This window comes from Achromobacter sp. GW823-FHT04E03 (genome assembly GCF_058796095.1).
On sequence record NZ_JBXAIJ010000001.1, the window covers coordinates 1,181,239 to 1,198,827 of the forward strand.

The 17,589-nt window shown below is 67.9% G+C and carries 13 protein-coding genes; 1 reads left to right on the forward strand and 12 read right to left on the reverse strand.

Annotation, left to right across the window (positions count from 1 at the left end; all coding sequences use genetic code 11):
• Positions 1-18: 18 nt before the first annotated feature.
• The 7 genes from AC1RHV_RS05450 to AC1RHV_RS05480 all read right to left on the reverse strand — a co-directional run bounded on the left by AC1RHV_RS05450 (position 19) and on the right by AC1RHV_RS05480 (position 9,095).
• Positions 19-1,029 carry a chemotaxis response regulator protein-glutamate methylesterase gene (locus AC1RHV_RS05450; RefSeq protein WP_054456381.1) on the reverse strand — a complete coding sequence of 337 codons (1,011 nt, stop codon included), beginning with the start codon at positions 1,027-1,029 and terminating at the stop codon, positions 19-21.
• On the reverse strand, positions 1,026-3,284 hold the full coding sequence (locus AC1RHV_RS05455; protein WP_492299983.1) for a hybrid sensor histidine kinase/response regulator: 2,259 nt from the start codon (positions 3,282-3,284) through the stop codon (positions 1,026-1,028). Before AC1RHV_RS05455 ends, AC1RHV_RS05450 begins: the two co-directional genes overlap by 4 nt.
• Positions 3,281-3,931 (reverse strand): chemotaxis protein CheW, encoded by a 651-nt coding sequence (locus AC1RHV_RS05460; protein ID WP_192328901.1) that lies wholly within the window; start codon positions 3,929-3,931, stop codon positions 3,281-3,283. Before AC1RHV_RS05460 ends, AC1RHV_RS05455 begins: the two co-directional genes overlap by 4 nt.
• A 4-nt stretch (positions 3,932-3,935) precedes the next feature.
• Entirely contained in the window at positions 3,936-5,219 is a 1,284-nt protein-coding gene (locus AC1RHV_RS05465) for a CheR family methyltransferase (protein ID WP_082401157.1), read from the reverse strand.
• The gene (locus AC1RHV_RS05470) at positions 5,216-5,746 is read right to left on the reverse strand and encodes a chemotaxis protein CheW (RefSeq protein ID WP_374762720.1); all 531 of its coding nucleotides are present in this window, start codon (positions 5,744-5,746) and stop codon (positions 5,216-5,218) included. The genes AC1RHV_RS05465 and AC1RHV_RS05470 overlap by 4 nt, the downstream gene beginning before the upstream one ends.
• Entirely contained in the window at positions 5,746-7,365 is a 1,620-nt protein-coding gene (locus AC1RHV_RS05475) for a methyl-accepting chemotaxis protein (protein WP_054456378.1), read from the reverse strand. The genes AC1RHV_RS05470 and AC1RHV_RS05475 overlap by 1 nt, the downstream gene beginning before the upstream one ends.
• Before the next feature lie 248 nt (positions 7,366-7,613).
• The gene (locus AC1RHV_RS05480) at positions 7,614-9,095 is read right to left on the reverse strand and encodes an amidase (RefSeq protein WP_306653361.1); all 1,482 of its coding nucleotides are present in this window, start codon (positions 9,093-9,095) and stop codon (positions 7,614-7,616) included.
• Between the two features lie 217 nt (positions 9,096-9,312).
• Between AC1RHV_RS05480 and AC1RHV_RS05485 the strand changes: the two genes are divergently transcribed.
• The gene (locus AC1RHV_RS05485; protein ID WP_119451386.1) at positions 9,313-9,720 is read left to right on the forward strand and encodes a group III truncated hemoglobin; all 408 of its coding nucleotides are present in this window, start codon (positions 9,313-9,315) and stop codon (positions 9,718-9,720) included.
• Here the strand turns inward: AC1RHV_RS05485 and AC1RHV_RS05490 are convergent, their stop codons facing one another.
• From AC1RHV_RS05490 to AC1RHV_RS05510, 5 genes are all read right to left on the reverse strand, one after another.
• Positions 9,721-11,991 (reverse strand): ATP-dependent DNA helicase, encoded by a 2,271-nt coding sequence (locus AC1RHV_RS05490; protein ID WP_492299987.1) that lies wholly within the window; start codon positions 11,989-11,991, stop codon positions 9,721-9,723.
• The gene (locus AC1RHV_RS05495) at positions 11,988-13,631 is read right to left on the reverse strand and encodes a VRR-NUC domain-containing protein (RefSeq protein ID WP_492299989.1); all 1,644 of its coding nucleotides are present in this window, start codon (positions 13,629-13,631) and stop codon (positions 11,988-11,990) included. Before AC1RHV_RS05495 ends, AC1RHV_RS05490 begins: the two co-directional genes overlap by 4 nt.
• A gap of 69 nt (positions 13,632-13,700) precedes the next feature.
• Entirely contained in the window at positions 13,701-14,213 is a 513-nt protein-coding gene (locus AC1RHV_RS05500; RefSeq protein WP_192328230.1) for a P-loop nucleotide/nucleoside kinase family protein, read from the reverse strand.
• Positions 14,214-14,484: 271 nt separating this feature from the next.
• A complete protein-coding gene (locus AC1RHV_RS05505; RefSeq protein ID WP_125473720.1) occupies positions 14,485-15,798 on the reverse strand; it encodes a cytochrome c in 1,314 nt (437 codons plus the stop codon).
• A 12-nt stretch (positions 15,799-15,810) separates the two neighbouring features.
• Positions 15,811-17,586 carry a GMC family oxidoreductase gene (locus tag AC1RHV_RS05510; protein WP_492299991.1) on the reverse strand — a complete coding sequence of 592 codons (1,776 nt, stop codon included), beginning with the start codon at positions 17,584-17,586 and terminating at the stop codon, positions 15,811-15,813.
• Positions 17,587-17,589: the final 3 nt, after the last annotated feature.

Here is a 17,589-nt window from a genome sequence, read left to right on the forward strand (position 1 = left end):
CTGTCGAGGTCCGCGCGCTCAGGCAAAGGCCTGGATCACGCGGGGAGCGATTTGGTCCAATGGGCGGATTTCCACGGCCGCCTGCATGGCGGCCGCGGCCTTGGGCATGCCGTAGACGGCGCTGCTGGCCTGGTCCTGCGCAATCGTCAGGTAGCCGCGTTCGCGCAGCGCCTTCAGCCCGCGCGCGCCGTCCTGGCCCATGCCCGTCAGCAGCACGCCGACGGCCAGGCCGCGCCAGTGCTGCGCCACGCTATGGAAAAAAACGTCGATGGAAGGCCGGTACAGGCTTTCCTTGGGAGTTTCGGTGTAGCGCAGCGTACCGTCGGCCAGCATGTGCAGATGGTCGCCGGTGCCGGCCAGCAATATCTGGCCAGGTTCGGGCCATTCGCCCTCGCGCACCAGCCTGACGGGCAGCGGCGCCTGTTCATTGAGCCAGTCCGCCATGCCCGCGGCAAACGAGGCGTCCACGTGCTGTACCAGCACGATGCCCGCGGGGAACTCCGGCGGTATTCCCTTCAGCAGATGCGCCAGCGCCGGCGGACCGCCAGCCGATGCGCCGATGACCAGGAGCCGCTTGGCATCGCCCTGTTGCATGGGCCGGGCCACCGGCGTCAGGGCAGGCCGCTTGCCATAGCGGCCGATCAGCCAGCCCACGTTGCGGATCTTGCGCAGCAGCGGCGCAGACGCCGTGCGCATGTCGCCGCTGCCGATTACCGGGGTATCTGCCGCGTCCAGCGCCCCATGGCCCATGGCGTCGAACACGCGCGAGGTATGGCGCGCCACGTCGGCGGTCACCACCACGATCGCGCAGGGTGTTTCAGCCATGATGCGACGCGTGGCTTCGACGCCGTCCATGATGGGCATGATGAGGTCCATCAGCACCACGTCCGGCCGGTCGCGGGCGCACAGGTCCACGGCCTCCTGGCCGTTGGTCGCGACCCAGGCGAGGTCCAGCCCCGGCTCCAGCGCGATCGCGCGCCGCAGCACTTCCACTGCCATCGGCATGTCGTTGACGATTCCGACTCTCACGTGCGCGCCTTTCCGATCAGGTCTTCCACCGCGTCGAGCAGCGCGTCATCATGGAAGCTGCCCTTCGCCAGATAATAGTCGGCGCCGGCGTCCAGCCCGCGCCTCCTGTCCTCTTCCCTGTCCTTGTACGACACCACCATCACCGGCAGGCCCTGCAGCTTGGGATCGGCCTTGATGCGCGACACCAGTTCGATGCCGTCCATGCGCGGCATGTCCACGTCGGTCACGACCAGGTCGAACGACTCGCTGCGCAACATGTTCCAGCCGTCCATGCCGTCCACGGCCACGGCCACGTCGAAGCCGCGGTTCAACAGCAGCTTGCGCTCCAGCTCCCGCACCGTAAGCGAGTCGTCCACCACCAGCACGCGCTTGCGCCGCCGCGCCTGTTCGGCCGCGCCCGCGCCGTCCACCCGGCTCAGCTGTCCGCCTTCCACCAGCTTCTGCACCGACACCAGCATGTCTTCCACGTCGAGGATCAGCAGCGGCGTGCCATCGTCCATCAATGCGCCCGCCATCACGTCCTGCACCTTGCCCAGACGCGGGTCCAGCGGCTGCACCACCAGCGTGCGCTCGCCCACGTAACGGTCCACGGCAACGCCATAAAGCCGGTCGTGGTCGCCCACCAGCACCACGCATACCGTTTCGGAGGCCGGCGCGGCGCCGCCCGTGCGCAGGATCTGGCGCGCGGACACCAGCCCGATCTGCCGGTCCATGAAGCGGAAATGCTGATGCCCTTCGAGCTGTTCGATGTCTTCGGCGCGCACTTGCAGCGCGTGGTTGACGTAGGCCAGCGGGAATGCGTAGATCTCTTCCTGCACCTCGACCAGCAGGCTGCGCACCACCGAGAGCGACAAGGGCATCTCCAGCATGAAACGGGTGCCCTGCCCTGTCTGCTGCTGGATGCGCACCGCGCCGCGCAACTGGCGCACCATGGTCTGCACCACGTCCAACCCCACCCCGCGCCCCGAGATCTCCGTGACTTCGCCGCGCGTGCTGAAGCCCGACAGGAACAGGAACTCCAGCAGCTCGGCCTCGGTCAGCCGGGCCGCGGTTTCCGCGCTGGCCAGCTTGCGCTGCACCACTTCCACGCGCAGCCGGTCCAGCGAAATGCCGGCGCCGTCGTCGCTGAGTTCAATCAGCAGCATGCCGGCCGCATGGCGCGCCGACAGCCGGATCCGGCCTTCGGCCGGCTTGCCCGCCGCCAGCCGGTCCTGCGGCATCTCGATGCCGTGGTCCACCGCGTTGCGCAACAGGTGCATCAGCGGCGCGTCGAGCTTTTCCAGGATGTCGCGATCCACCTGGGTGGACTCGCCTTCGATTTCCAGCCGCACCTGCTTGCCCAGCGCGCGGCCTACGTCGCGGACCATGCGCGCCATGCCTCCCACCCCGTCGCCGAACGGCCGCATGCGGCAGGCCAGCGCGGTGTCGTACAGGCGCTGGGCCAGGTGGCCCATGCGCCAGCCGAATTCGTCGACCTCGCTGGTGCGCTGCGACAGCTCCTGCTGGCATTGCTGGACGATGCGCAGGGCATCGTCCAGCGCGGCTTGCGCCTGCGCGTCCAGCGCCTGGCCCGCCAGGGCCGCGCGCACGCCGTCCAACGCCTGGACCGCGCCCGCCTGCATGCGCTTCAGACGCAGCATGGACGCGCCAAAGGGCGCGATCCAGTGCGACTCCACCAGGGTCTCGCTGGACAGGCCCAGCAATTTGTTGAGGGTGTCAGCCGTCACGCGCAGCACGCGTTCGCCCTCGCCCAATCCCGCGTCCGAGCTGCGCCGTTGCAGCGCGGTGGCGGGCGGCTCATCCAGGACCGGAATCGGCGGCAGGAAATCCGCGGGCTTCGGGACCAGCGCTGCTGTCGACGCTGCCGGCGCCGCATGCGGCGCATTGCTCAGGCGCGTCACCAGCTCGTCGATCTCGCTACCCAGCTCCACACCCGGCGTGGCCACGCGCTGCAACAGGTCCGCGCCCATCAGCAGGGCGTCGATGTCCGCGGCCTGCAGCCGCAGCCGGCCTTCGCGCGCCTCAACCAGGCAATCCTCCATGGCGTGCGCGATGCGCACCGCCGGATGCAGATCGACGATGCGGGCCGCGCCCTTGAGCGAATGCGCCGCGCGCATGCAGGCTTCCAGCTGCGGCGCGGACGTGGGGTCGTGCTCCAGGGCCAGCAGGCCCTTGTTCAGCACCTCCACCTGGGTGCGGGTCTCCAGCTGGAACAATTCCAGAAGCGAGGCATCGCGCATCTGATCCGGATTCACGCCAGGCTCCGTTCCAAAGCTTGCATCAGCAAGGTCTCGTCCAACACGCCCACGGCGCGGCCGCCGCAGCGGGCCATGCCGCGCGAGTACTTGAGGCTTGCGCCCTCCACGGTCGCGGGCAGGGGCTCCAGCCCGTCCAGGTCCACGGCGTGCATGCCTTCGACCTCATCCACCGGCACGACCACCGCGCGGCCTGCGCCGCCCAGTATCAGCATGCGCGCCGTGGCCGGCCGCTCGCGCGCGTCCTCCGCTGCCGCCTCCAGACCCAGCAGGCGCGCCAGCGACACGCACACAGTGAGGGAGCCGCGCACATTGGTCACGCCCAGCATCGCCGGATCGCGCCGGTGCGGCAGGCTCAGGATGCTGCGGGTGCCGGCCACTTCGTCCAGCGCCCGGGTCGGCAGCCCCAGCCATTCGCGGTGCACGCGGAACACCAGCAGCGAAGACAGCCTGGCGCGCTCCTGCTGGGCCTCTTCGGCGCCCTGCTCTTCCATTTGCGGCGGCAGACGGTCAAGTATGCGCTTGGCCGCCGCCGCATAGACCGGACAATTGCGGCAATGCACGTGGTCGGCCAATTGCGCGCAACTCTTGTCGCCGCGGATGCCGATGCGGTTCCAGCAGTCGTCCACGTCGGACAGCGCGCCCATGATTTCAACCACGTCGCGCCTCCCCGCGAGCCGCGCGCGCCTGCAGGCGGCTGGCCGCTTCGTGATCGCCGTCCGACGCCACCAGCGCGGCCAGATGCAGCAGGGCTTCGCGATGGGTCGGATCGAGATAGAGCGCCTTGCGGTAGGCCGCTTGCGCCTGCCGCGCGTCGCCTGCCGCGTCCTGCAGCAAGCCTTGCAGATACAGGGCCTCGGCGCTGGCGCCGTGGGTGCCTATGTGCGCCTGGCACTGCGCCATGGCGTCCTGCACCCGGCCCTGGTCGGCCAGGGCCGCGATATGGCGCAAGGAGGCCTGCGCGTCGCGCAATCCGGCCGAGGCGACCACGGGCGCCGCGGGTATCGCCGGTATGGGCGCATGCGCCAGGGGCAGGCCGGGCTCCGGCGCCTGGGCCAGCGGCCGCCTGGGCGGCGTCCAGCTGTGCACGATGGGCCGCGCTGCCGCCGGCGCGACAGGCTCGGCCGGCGGGGGCAGCGGCTTGGCCAGGAAGGCGAACGAACGCGCCATGGGCACTGCCGGCAGCCTGCGGCCGGTCAGCAAGGTGGTTTCGGCCGGGCCGACGAAAAGCACGCCATCCTCGCGCGTAAAGCTGCGCAGCACCTGCACGGCGCGGGCCTGCGTTGCCGCGTCGAAATAGATGAGCAGATTGCGGCAGAACACAAAGTCATAGGGCGCCACCCCTGCCAGCAGATCGGGATCGAACAGATTTCCGGCCTGGAACCGCACCTGCGCCGCCACGTGGGCGGCCAGTTGGTGGCCGTCGGCGGTCTCCGAAAAATAGCGGTCGCGGTACCCCAGGTCATCGCCGCGAAATGAATTGCGGCCGTACAGGCCGCGCCGCGCGAATTCGACCATGCGCACGCTGATGTCGAAGGCGTCGATCTGGAAACGTTCGGCGGGCACGCCGGCGTCCAGCAGCGCCATGGCGATGGAGTAAGGCTCCTCGCCGCTGGAACAGGGCACGCTCAACACGCGCAACACACGGCCTTCGGCGCCCGTGGCGTACAGGCGCGCCCGCGCCAGCGCGGCCATGGCCGCCTGCGATTCGGGATAACGGAAAAACCAGGTCTCCGGCACGATGACCGCTTCGATGAGCTGCTGCATCTCGGCAGGCGCCGCCTGCACCTGCCACAGGTAATCCTGCTCATCGGCAATGCCGGCCATGCCCATTCTGCGCCGCACCGCGCGCTCGACGGCGGCCTTGCCGATGGAGCCGCTATCCAGGCCCATGCGCCGCTTGAGCAAGGCGCTGAACTCGTCGATCAGCATCATGGCCGCGCCTCGCGCGCCGCGCCTGCGGCGTCGGCGGGAAACAACAGCGCCTGCACGGGCGCAGGCAGCAGGTCGCGCACGTTGACAGCCTGCACCATGCCGTCGGCATCGCCGAGCACCGCGCCCAGATAGCGCGCCTGCGGATTGTCCAGGCCGCCGGACTGAAACGCTGCGGGATCGTAGTGCACGGTTTCGGTCGCCTGCTCCAGGATCAGCCCCAGCAGATGTTCCGGCCCGTCCGACTGCGCCTGATAGCGCACCAGGGCCAGCCGGGTGCTGGTGACGGCGGCGGCCGTGCCGCCCCCCGCCAGCGCGCTCATGTCGATGACGGGGACAGCCACGCCGCGGCGGTCCATCACGCCGGCCACCCACGCCGGCGCGCCCGGCACCTGCTTGAACGGGCGCAGGCCCAGCACCTCGGCGATGTCTCTTGCGTCCAGCGCATAGCGGTCGCCGCCGATGCGGAACAGCAGGTACAGCCGGCGTCCGGCCGCAGCAGAGGGAGCGCGCTGCGCCATGGCAACCATCACACCTTGAAGCGCGAAACGCCGCTGCGCAGGTCGTTGGCGACCAGCGTCAGTTCTTCGATCGCCAGCGTGGACTGGCGCAGCGATTCCACGGTCTGCTGGGCGGCGTCGCTCAGCTGCTGCAGGGCCTGGTTGATCTGTTCGGCGCCGGTGGCCTGCGCCTGCATGCCTTCGTTGACCATTTGCACGCGCGGCGCCAGCGTCTGCACCTGCTGGATGATCTGCGACAGCTGGTCGCCCACCTGCTGCATGTCGGCCATGCCGCGCCGCACTTCCTCGGAGAACTTGTCCATGCCCATGACGCCGGCAGACACCGACGACTGGATCTCGCGCACCATCTGCTCGATGTCGTAGGTGGCGACGGCGGTCTGGTCCGCCAGCCGGCGGATCTCGGTCGCCACCACCACGAAGCCGCGGCCGTATTCGCCGGCCTTCTCGGCTTCGATCGCCGCGTTCAGCGACAGCAGGTTGGTCTGGTCCGCCACTTTCGTGATCGTAGTAACCACTTGCGTGATGTTGCCGGCCTTCTCGTTCAGGATCGCCAGCTTGGCGTTGACCGAACCCGCCGCCCCGACCACGTTGCGCATGGTGTCTTCCATGCGCGCCAGGCCCACCTGGCCGCTGCCCGCCAGCGCCGCGGTCTGCTCGGCCGCGCCGGAGACTTCGGCCATGGTGCGCACCAGCTCGCGCGAGGTGGCGGAGATTTCGCGCGAGGTCACGCCGATCTCGGTCGTGGTGGCGGCGACTTCGGAGGCCGTCGCCTGCTGCTGCTTGGAAGTGGCCGCGATCTCGGTGACGGAGGTGGCCACCTGCACCGCGGAGCGCTGCGTCTTGCCAACCAGACCGGTCAGCTCGTCCACCATGCCATTGAAGCCGGTTTCGATGGCGTTGAATTCGTCCTTGCGCGCCAGCGTCAGGCGTCGCGTCAGATCACCGCCGCCGGTGGCCTCCAAGGTCTTGACGATGGCGCGCATGGGGTTGGCGATGGCGCGCATCAGCAGGATGCCGCAGATGATGGCGGCCACGATCGCCAGGCCCAGCGACAGCAGCATGCGCGTTTCGGCGCTGTTCACCGATTGCTTGATGGCGACGGCCGCTTCGTCGGCCTGTTTCTTGTTTTCCTGCACCATCCTGGCGAGGATGTCGCGGCCCTTGTAGAACGCCGGCCGCAGTTCCGCCTTGATCAGCGCCTGCGCCCGCGCCGGGTCCGCCAGCGCGGCAGGCGCAAGAATGTTGGCGCGGATGCGTCTGTACTCCTGCAGTTCCTTCTCGAACTCCTCGAACATCTGCCGGTCGTCGGCGCGCGCGATGGTGCGACGGTATTGCTCGATATCGTCCGCCAGCAACTTATCGGTCTCGGGCAGACCCGCCAGGATGCGGCTGCGTTCCTGGTCCGTCTCCATGTTGAACGCGTCCTGCACCAGCACGAAGCCGGCGAACCAGGAGGCCCGGATCGAAGTGCTGTAGTAGATGCCGGGCACGGCATCATTGTTGATCAGCTCGACTTCCGACTCGATGACCAGCAGGCGCCGGTAATCCATCACCACCATCAACGCCATGATGGCCAGAATCGCCAGGAAGCTGGCCAGGATGCGCTGGCGTAGTGTCAGATTCTTCATGCCGGGAGACCTCTATGCAAAATCAACTCGTCGATTGGACCGAAATATTCTGGAACAGAACCGGGGACACAAGGCTGTCCATTTATTACGGGATGTTGTGAGTTGGTTGACAATTATTGCAAAGGCAAACGCTGACAGCCACGGAAAACGCCGAAATTGCGGGAAATATGGCGCTTTGCGTCGGAAAAAAGCAAAGCCCTCTTACAAGGGCTTGTCTTTTCCCGCAACAATGCGTACCGGACCCGTTTTCAGGCGGCGCCGCTCCAAAGCGCCGCGGGCGGACGGGATTGCACCCAGTCTTGCGCCTGCCCATAGGCGTGCGCAAGCTGCAGCACAGCCAGGTCCGCCTGCGGCGGCCCAATAAGCTGCATGCCCATGGGCAGCCCTGCGGCGTTGAATCCCACCGGCACGCTGATCACCGGGCAGCCCGCCAGCGTCCAGGGCGTGACGGTCTCCATCCAGCGGTGATAAGTGTCCATGGGACGCCCGGCGATCTCCTTGGGCCAGTCCAGCGCCGCGTCGAAGGGGAACACCTGGGCCGACGGCACCGCCAGATAATCCACGTCGTCGAACATGCGCTGCACGGTCTGGTACCAGGCGCTGCGCTCTTCGGTGGCCTGGTAAACCTGCCGCGCCGTCATGCCTTCCAGCCCTTCGACTTCCCAGACCACGGCCGGCTTCACCAGCTTGCGGGTTTCGGGATTGTGGACGAGGGGGTGCAGTTGTCCGCCCACCATCAAGTGGCGGTGAGCCAGCCAGATGCGCCAAAGGCGTTCGCCGGCGAATGGCACCTGGTAGTCGACGGCCTCGCAGCCGGTCTGCGCCAGGCCGGCCAACGCCTGCTCGCACAGCTCCAGAATGCCCGGCTCCATCGGCAGGTAGCCATTCCAGTCACCCAGCCAGCCCACGCGCTTGCCCCGCAGGTCGGCGTCCAGGGACTGCGCGAACTGCGCCGGGTCGCCGGTCAGGGACAGCGGCACGCGGCGGTCGGGCCCCGCCATCACGGACAGCAGCATGGCCACGTCGCGCGGTGTACGGCCCATCGGCCCCTCAACCGCCAGCTGCTTGAGGAAAACCTCGGTCGACGGTCCGTAAGGCACGCGGCCAGCGGACGGGCGCATGCCGTAGACGTTGCAGAACGCCGCGGGATTGCGCAGCGAGCCGCCGAAATCGCTGCCGTCCGCCACCGGCAGCATGCGGGCCGCCAGCGCGGCCGCAGCGCCGCCGCTGCTGCCGCCCGCGGTCCGGGACGGATCGTAGGGATTGCCCGTGACGCCATATACCTGGTTATAGGTGTGCGAGCCCAGGCCGAACTCCGGCACGTTGCTGCGGCCGATGAAGATGGCGCCGGACGCGCGCATGCGCTCGATGATGATGGAGTCGTGCGCCGTGACCTGGTCCTTGTAGACCAGCGAGCCCATGGACGTGACCATGCCGCGCACGGCGGTCAGGTCCTTGGGCGCCTGCGGCATGCCATGCAGCCAGCCCAGCCACTGTCCCGCGGCCAATTGGGCGTCGCGCTCATCGGCCTCGCGCAGCAGTTCGTCGCTGTCGCGCCGGGCGACGATGGCGTTGAGCTTGGGATTGACCCGGTCGATGTGCGCCAGGTAGGCCGCCATGACCTCGCGGCAGGACACCTGACGCTTGCGGATCGCCTCGGACAGCGCGTGCGCGGGCATCGCCACGATGTCGTTCAATGGGACGGCTGCGGCCGGGGCGGCAATGGTCATGCGGGTCTCCTTGCGGCGCGCCTTCGACTCGGGGCGCCTGATCATATGGGGTCACGCTTGCCGGACGCCGGCCGCGCAGGCAGACGATACTACGCAAACCACAGGCGCCGCGCTTGGCGCGCCGGATCCCGCGGCAGGCCGGAAAACTTGCGCCAGATCAAACCGCAGGCTGGCGCACCCGCCCTAAGATCGCCTTCCGCCCCACAAGGAGACGACCTTGACCTCAGACGCAGACATCTGCACCGAAGCCGAAATCCGCGACCTGGTGCACGCCTTCTACGGCAAGGCGCGCGCGGACGCGCAGCTGGGCCCGGTCTTCAACAGCCAGGTGCACGACTGGGACGAGCATCTGGCGACCCTGTCGGATTTCTGGTCCGCCGTGCTGCTGGGCACGCGCCGCTTCACCGGCATGCCCATGCCCAAGCATGCCGCCATGCCGAACCTCAGCGCAGAACTGTTCGAGCGCTGGCTGGCGCTATGGCAGGAGACCACCGACGCCCTGCCCAACCGGGCGCTGGCCGACGCAGCCCAGGAAATGGCCCGGCGCATGGCGCGCAGCCTCTGGTATGGGTACCAGCTCAGCCGCGACCCCAGCCAGCCGCTGACCGAACTGCACCCGGCCTGATCACTCGATCCGCCACCAGCCCGGCAGCAGCCCGCGCACCTTGGCGCGGCGGTAGCGGTCGTCGATCAGGTGCACCGTGCCCACGTCGTGTTCCGTGCGGATGACGCGGCCCGCCGCCTGCACCACCTTCTGCATGCCGGGGTACAGGTAGGTGTAGTCGTAGCCGTTCTCCACGCCATAGCGCAAGTCCATGGCGCGCTTCATGTTCTCGTTCACGGGATTCACCTGCGGCAGCCCCAGCGTGGCGATGAACGCGCCGATCAGCCGCCTGCCGGGCAGGTCCACGCCTTCCGAAAATGCGCCGCCCAGCACCGCGAAGCCCACGCCCTGCCCCGTTTCGGTAAAGCGCGCCAGGAACGCCGCGCGGCCCGCCTCGTCCATGCCCGGCGTCTGCAGCCAGATCGGCACCGCGGGATGGCGCTCACGCATCAGGTCCGACACCTGGCGCAGATAGTCGAAACTGCTGAGAAAACCCAGGTAGTTCCCCGGCCGCTCGGCGTATTGCCGCGCAATCAGTTCGACGATGGGCGCCAGCGAACGCTCGCGGTCGCGATAGCGCGTGGATACGTTGCCCACCACCCTCACCGCCAGCTGCTCGGCCTGGAATGGCGCGGCCACGTCCAGCCAGGGCGTGGCCGCGGGCAGGCCCAGCGTGTCGCGGTAGAACTGCTGCGGGCTCAGCGTGCCCGAGAACAGCACCGTGGCATGCGCCGCCGCGTAACGCGCCGCGAGGTAAGGCGCCGGGATCACGTTGCGCACGCACAGCACGGAGGGCGGCGTCTTGGCGCCGGCCGCGCTGGCGTCCGACAGAGTCACATCGAACAGCGCGTGCGAGCCGAACTGCTCGGCCAGCCGCATGAATTGCAAGGCCTCGAAGTAAAACGCCAGCACGGGATCGTCCTGCGGCAGCGGGTTCTCGGCCATGTGCTCCATGATCGCGCCCACCGCCTTCTGCACCGCGGCCAGCACGCCGGCCGCGACCTCGTCATAGGCCTGGTAGCGCTCCGCCTGCTTCTTGTTGAGCGCGTTCCATGAGCGCTGCAAACCATCCAGGGACTTCTTCAGCCCCTTGGGCGCGGCGTAGCGCGCCGCCGCGAGCGAGGCCTGGTCGAGCTCGCCCGTGTACATGCGGCGCGCCCGGTCGACCAGATTGTGAGCCTCGTCCACCAGCACCGCCACCTTCCATTGGTACACCTGCGTCATGGCGTACAACATCGCAGTGGCGTCGTAGTAGTAGTTGTAGTCGCCCACCACCACGTCGCTCCAGCGGATCAGCTCCTGCGACAGGTAGTACGGGCAGACCTGATGTTCGCGCGCGGTGGCCGCCACCGTGGCGGCATCCAGCCGCGCATGCGACAGCGCGGCCTCGCGCGCCTGCGGCAAGCGGTCGTAGAATCCCTGCGCCAGCGGGCAGGACTCGCCGTGGCAGGCCAGGTCCGGGTGGACGCAAGTCTTGTCGCGCGCCTGCAAGTCCAGCACCCGCAAGCCGGGCGCAGCCGGCTGCGCGTTGACCGTGTCCAGCGCCTCAAGCGCCAGGCCGCGGCCCGGACTCTTGGCGGCCAGGAAGAAAATCTTGTCCAGGCTCGCGCCCGGGCTGGCCTTGAGCAGCGGGAAGATCGTCCCCAGCGTCTTGCCTATGCCGGTGGGCGCCTGGGCCATCAGGCAGCCGCCGTCGCGCGCCGTGCGGTACGTGGCCACGGCGAGCTCGCGCTGCCCCGCGCGGAACTCGCCGTACGGAAACTTCAGCGCTTCCAACGCCGCATCGCGCGCCTGGCGGTGCGCAAGCTCGGTCGCTGCCCAGGCCAGGAATCTTCCGCATTGCTCGCGGAAGAACGCCTGCAGCGCGGCGGCCTCGTGCGTTTCCACCAGCACCGTCTCTTCCTCGGTGACCACGTTGTAGTACACCAGCGCCACGTGCAGGCTTGCGAGTCCGCGCGCCTGGCACAGCAGATGCCCGTACACCTTGGCCTGCGCCCAATGCACTGCGCGGTGGTTATCGCGCACACTTTCAAGCTGGCCGCGGTAGGTCTTGATCTCTTCGAGCTGATTGGCCACGGGATCGTAGCCATCGGCGCGGCCGCGCACCAGCAGGTTTTCATGCAGGCCGGACAGCGCCAACTCGATCTCGTAATCCGGCCCCCGGCGCCCCGTCACGGCGGCATGGCCCGCCATGCCCTCCAGACCCGTAGGCGCAGGCGTGAAGCGCAGGTCCAGATCCCCCGCCCGCGCCGTGAATTCACACAGGGCGCGCACCGCCACGGCGTAGCTCATGCCGCGTCCTCGCGCCAGCTGACGTGGCACACCCGCACCGGCATGCCGTGCGACACGCAGTACCGCAACCAGCGGATCTGGTTGTCCTGCAGCTTGTCGCCCGGCCCCTTGACCTCGATCAGCTCATAGCGGCGCTCGGCCGGCCAGAAGCGGATCAGGTCCGGCAAGCCGGAGCGGTTGGTCTTGACGTCGCGCAGCAGGCGTTCGAAGTACAGCTTCAAGTGGGCGGCAGGCAGGCAGTCCAGCGCCTGCGTCAGCAGGCCCTCGGACAGGGAGCCCCAGAAAACAAAGGGCGATTGCAGTCCGGATTTTTCGGCGTAGCGTTGCAGGATCAGGTCGCGGTAGCCCGGCGTGTCCAGCTGCGCCAGGCATTGCGCAAACAGCGCCGCGCGGCGCTCATGGAAATCCGGCGCGTCCAGGTCCGCCGGACCGCGCTGGAACGGATGGAAGAAGGCGCCCGGCAAGGGCGCGAACACCGCGGGCCAGCACAGCAGTCCGAACAGCGAATTGATCAGTGCGTTTTCCACGTAGTGCACGGGTGCGTCGTCCCGATGCAGGTGATCGCGGGTGACGAATTCCACCGAAGTTCGCTCTGCCGGGCGCGCCAGCGTCAGATCGGTGCGCAGCAAGGCGGGAGCCGACTCGCACGCCGGAGCGCCCTGCCCCGCGCCGCGATACAGCCGCGGCAGCATGCGCGCCAGGCGCTGGCTTTCCTCTTCGCTTTCAGGTTGGGCCTGCGCCTGCAGAGCCAGGGCCAACGCGTCGCCGTGCCGCGCCATGCGTTCATACACGCGGATGCGGCGATGGCGCGCGCCAGGATATGCGCAGGCCTCGTACACGCGCTGCGCGGTGTCCCAGTCCTGCGACCGCTCGCAGGACTGCCCGATGCGCAACAGCACTTTGGCGCGACGCTTTTCGAGCCAGGGGTTGGCGCTGGCGCAGGCCTGCACGGCCTGCATCAGCGCATCGGCATCCGCCCCCTCATCCAGGGCGACGCGGCAGGCGTGCAGCGCCAGATAGCAGTCCACGTCTTCGCGCGTCTGGAAGGCGCGCGACGAGGCATCGAACGGCACGGTCTCGTACTGGAATACGCCCAGGTCGGCCAGCACGAACTCCGACCAGTCCTGGTGCAGATTGCCGAAGAACATCAGGCGGAATCGCTCACAGACATCCGATACGGCCACGCGCCAGACTGGCTCGTCCGCTGCAGGATTCCAGTCCGCATAGGGCCGCGCATCCGCGCACGCGACGCGCACGGCCTCCAGCAGATCGCCCTTGCGCGGGGCGGACTTGGCCGGCACCTGCGCAAACATGCGATTCAGCTCCGGCTTGGTATGCAGGCCGAAGAGTTCATCCAGCGTCATCGGCGCCTGCGCGTCCAGCCAGCCCAATTGCAGCAGCGGCCCGGCGGCGGCCTCGGCCGCGCCGATCTCCTCGTAGGTCAGCCGGCTGGCGCGGAACCATGGCCCGCGCCGCATCAGCATGCGCACCATCAGGGCCTGGGATGCCTGCGGCAAGGCCGGAAATTCCGCCATGAAGCGGCGCTCGGCGTCGTCCAGCAGGTCGGCGTAGCGGTCGCCCACCCACGTCAGCGCGCGCTGGAAGTTGTGCAGATAGTAGTAACGGTAGGCGGGGAACATCGGCCGGGCCGGAAGACTGGATATTTATCCAGCAATCATAGCAGGCGCGCCCGGCCGGCGTCCCTCTCTTCAGGCTTGCCCGTGGCGCACCAGATTGAACCCTTCGTCTTCGTCCGGCTCGACGAAGTACGCCGTGATCATGTCGAACTGTTCGTCCGTGGTGGTGTAAGGGTGCGTGCCCGAGGCATTGCGCGCGCGCAGCCTGGCCTTGCAGACCTCATCGGGCAGATCCAGAAAATGCAGCTGATGGGCGCAGCCGGCCTCTTGCGCCACTTGGCGCAGCCATTCACGGCTGCGCCGCGTGTTGGCCGGGAAGTCCAGCACCACCGACAAGCCCGCCCCGACCAGCGCCGCCACGTGGCTGCCCATGGCATTGCGCAGGCGGCTGGCGCAGCGGGCGTAGTCGGTCAGGTCCACGATTTCTCCGGGATACAGCGCCGCCAGCCAGCTGTCCTCGCTGAGCAGGATGGTGCCGGGCCGCGCGGCCAAGGCTTGCGCCAGCGTGGATTTGCCGGCGCCGATCTTGCCGCACAGAAAGTGCAGCATGGGCGTGGCGGCGGCGGAAGGTTCTGTGGACATCATGAAGTGCTCTCCTGGAAAAAACTGCGGCAGGAGGCGGGCCAACAAAAAACCCGCCTCTGGCGGGTTTATGTAGCGATGTACCGACGCGCGCTAACCCACCATGACCTTGATGGTGGTAATAATCAAAGCGAACGGGGTCAGGGATCGGCGCATGTGGTGAAGCTTGCGCCCGGCATCGGCTCTTGTCAAATTCCGCGGAAAAAACAGCGCCGGCAAGCCCTGCAGCTTGCCGGCGCCGTGTTGCATCACGCTGCGCGATGCCGCGGGGACCTCAACGCGCGGGCTGCGGCGCCGCCCCCACGTCCTTGCGCACCTTGGCCACGTCGGCGGCGGTGACGGCCGCCCCCTGGTTGCCCCAGCTGGACCGCACGAACGTCACCACATCGGCGACTTCCTTGTCGGTCATGCGCCAGTCGAAGCCCGGCATCGCGTAGGCAGTGGGCGCCGCCGCGGTGGCCGGCATCTGCGCGCCCTTGAGCACGATGTGGATCAGGGACGCGGGGTCCGCCGAATTCACCGTCGAGCTCAACGCCAGCTGCGGGAAGGTTTCCGCATAGCCCTTGCCGGTACTGCGGTGGCAGGCCGCGCAATTGTTGAGGAAGGCCATGGCGCCGTCGCCCTTGTCCTTGCCCGTGCGCAGCGCCTGCGCCACGGACTCGTTGTAGGCCAGCGGCTTGGTGGCGTCCTTGTTCACCGGCGGCAGGCTCTTCAGATAGGCCGCGATGGCGTTCAGGTCGGCATCGGACAGGTGCTGCGTGCTGTCGCCCACCACCTGCGCCATGCCGCCAAAAGCCGCGGAATGGCCGTTGCGACCGGATTTCAGGAAGGCCACGATGTCCGCCTGGCTCCAACTGCCGAGGCCGTCGGTCGTGTCGCCGCGCAGGTTCTTGGCCAGCCAGCCTTCGACCACGCCGCCGGACAGGAAGGCCGAGCCGTCCGCCTCGGTCAAGGCCTTTTCCTGCAAGGCGACGCCGCGCGGCGTGTGGCAGGTGCTGCAATGGCCCAGGCCTTCGACCAGGTACTGGCCGCGCAGGAGCGCGGCGCGGTCGGCGCCCTGGGTGTCCGCGGTCACGGGGGCCGTGGCCACGTCGGGCGCAAACATCCAGCGCCACACGCCCAGCGGCCAGCGCATCGACAAGGGCCAGATGATGTCCGTATCCTTGTTCTCCTGCTTGACCGGCTCCACGCCGTGCATGAAGTAGGCGTACAGGGCCTTCACGTCCTCGGGCGTGACCTTGGCATAGGCGGTGTACGGCATCGCCGGATACAGCGAGTGCCCGTCCTTGGCCACGCCATGGCGCACGGCCCGGTCGAAGTCCTCGTAGGAATAGCCGCCGATGCCGGTGTCCTTGTCGGGCGTGATGTTGGTGGAATAGATCATGCCCAGCGGCGAATCGATGCCCAGGCCGCCCGCAAACGGCTTGCCGTCCTTGGCCGTGTGGCAGGCGATGCAGTCGCCGGCGCGCGACAGGTACTCGCCCTGCTTGATCATCTGGGCGTCGGCGGCGGCCGGCGTGCCGTCCGCGGCGAACGCGGCGCTGGCCACCAGGGCGGAGATGGCCGCAACAATGGTCTGCTTAATCATTGTGCCGTCTCCTTAAGCCTGGACCAGCGGGCCGGGGTTCTTCAGATACAGGTCGCGGATCGCTTGCGCCGACCAATAGGCCAGCGCCCCGACCAGGCCGGTGGGGTTGTAGCCCATGTTCTGCGGGAACACGCAGGCGCCCATCACGAACAGGTTGGGCACGTCCCAGCTCTGCAGGTACTTATTGACCACGCTATCCTTGGGGTTGGTGCCCATGATGGCGCCGCCCGTGTTGTGCGTGCTCTGGTAGACCCGCGTGTCGTAGCGCGCGCCCTTCTTGCGCACTCCCACGGCGTACTTTTCGGGCTTCATGGCCTTGGCCACTTCTTCCATGCGCTTGCCCATGTAGCCCAGCATGTCGAACTCGTTGTCGTGCCAATCGAAGGTCATGCGCAGCAGCGGCTGGCCAAAGCTGTCCTTGTAGGTCGGGTCCAGCGACAGATAGGCGTCGCGGTACGACATCACCGAACCGGAAATGCCTATGGACATGTGGCGCTGGTAGGCGTCCTGTACGCCGGCCTTCCAGCCCGTGCCCCAGCTGGGCGTGCCCGGCATGGTGGGCGTCTGCTTGATGGGACGGCCGCCGTAGCGCACGTGGCGGATGCTGGCGCCGCCCAGGAAGCCCAGCGGGCCGTGGTCGAACTGGTCGCCGTTCAGGTCGTCCATGCCCACGCCGCCCGCGCCCGTGCCCACGAAGGGATTGAGCTGGGTGCCCTTGGGCAGCAGCACGCTGACCGCGCCGTTCATCTGGTACGCATAGTTCTTGCCGACCACGCCTTCATTGGTCTTGGGATCGTAGGGCTTGCCGATGCCGGACAGCAGCAGCAGGCGCACGTTGTGCATCTGGTAGGCCGACAGGATCACCAGGTCCGCCGGCTGCTCCACTTCGCGGCCTTGCGCATCGATGTAGGTCACGCCCACGGCCTTCTTGCCGCTCGAGTCCAGGTTGACCTTGATCACGTGCGAGTGCGTGCGCAGCTCGAAGTTGGGCTTCTTCAGCAGCACCGGCAGGATGGTGGTCTGCGGCGAGGCCTTCGAGTACATGTAGCAGCCGTAGTTCTCGCAGAAACCGCAGAAATTACAGGGGCCGAGACGCACGCCATAAGGGTTGGTGTACGGACCCGAAGCATTGGCCGCAGGCGCCGGATACGGATGGAAACCGACCTCGCGCGCCGCCTTGTCGAACAACTGGGCGCCGTAGGTGGTGGTCAGGGGCGGCAGCGGAAATTCCTTGCTGCGCTTGCCTTCCAGCGGATTGCCGCCTTCGACGATCTGGCCGTTCAGGTTGCCGGCCTTGCCGGAGGTGCCGCATACGTACTCGAACTTCGTGAAGTACGGCTCCAGCTCATCGTAGGTCACGCCGAAATCCTGGATGGTCATGCCTTCAGGGATGAAGTTCTTGCCGTAGCGCGTTTCATACCGGGTGCGCAGCTCCAGTTCTTCGGGCAGCACACGGTAGTGCATGCCATTCCAGTGGAAGCCCGCGCCGCCCACGCCCGTGCCCAGCAGGAACGAGCCGTTCTGGCGGTACGGCACGGCCACGTCGTCCACGCCATGGCGGATGGTCACGGTTTCCTTGGACAGGTCCTGGAACAGCTTGCCGCGCACGGAGTACGCCAGCTCATCCGCAACCTTGGGATACTCGGCGTCCTTGGGCGTGTCCTGCATCGCGCCGCGCTCCAGCGCCAGTACATGCAAGCCGGCCTCGGTCAGCTCCTGGCCGAGGATCGCCCCGGTCCAGCCGAACCCGACCAGCACCGCATCGACTTTGTCTTTCTTGATCGCCATGGC

Bases quoted from the DNA above. Each gene is read 5' to 3' on its own strand.
- AC1RHV_RS05460 (WP_192328901.1), bottom strand. From the start codon at position 3,931: ATGGGCGCGCTGTCCGACGTGGACGACTGCTGGAACCGCATCGGCATC.
- AC1RHV_RS05465 (WP_082401157.1), bottom strand. From the start codon at position 5,219: ATGATGCTGATCGACGAGTTCAGCGCCTTGCTCAAGCGGCGCATGGGC.
- AC1RHV_RS05470 (WP_374762720.1), bottom strand. From the start codon at position 5,746: ATGGTTGCCATGGCGCAGCGCGCTCCCTCTGCTGCGGCCGGACGCCGG.
- AC1RHV_RS05475 (WP_054456378.1), bottom strand. From the start codon at position 7,365: ATGAAGAATCTGACACTACGCCAGCGCATCCTGGCCAGCTTCCTGGCG.
- AC1RHV_RS05480 (WP_306653361.1), bottom strand. From the start codon at position 9,095: ATGACCATTGCCGCCCCGGCCGCAGCCGTCCCATTGAACGACATCGTG.
- AC1RHV_RS05490 (WP_492299987.1), bottom strand. From the start codon at position 11,991: ATGAGCTACGCCGTGGCGGTGCGCGCCCTGTGTGAATTCACGGCGCGG.
- AC1RHV_RS05495 (WP_492299989.1), bottom strand. From the start codon at position 13,631: ATGTTCCCCGCCTACCGTTACTACTATCTGCACAACTTCCAGCGCGCG.
- AC1RHV_RS05500 (WP_192328230.1), bottom strand. From the start codon at position 14,213: ATGATGTCCACAGAACCTTCCGCCGCCGCCACGCCCATGCTGCACTTT.
- AC1RHV_RS05505 (WP_125473720.1), bottom strand. From the start codon at position 15,798: ATGATTAAGCAGACCATTGTTGCGGCCATCTCCGCCCTGGTGGCCAGC.
- AC1RHV_RS05510 (WP_492299991.1), bottom strand. From the start codon at position 17,586: ATGGCGATCAAGAAAGACAAAGTCGATGCGGTGCTGGTCGGGTTCGGC.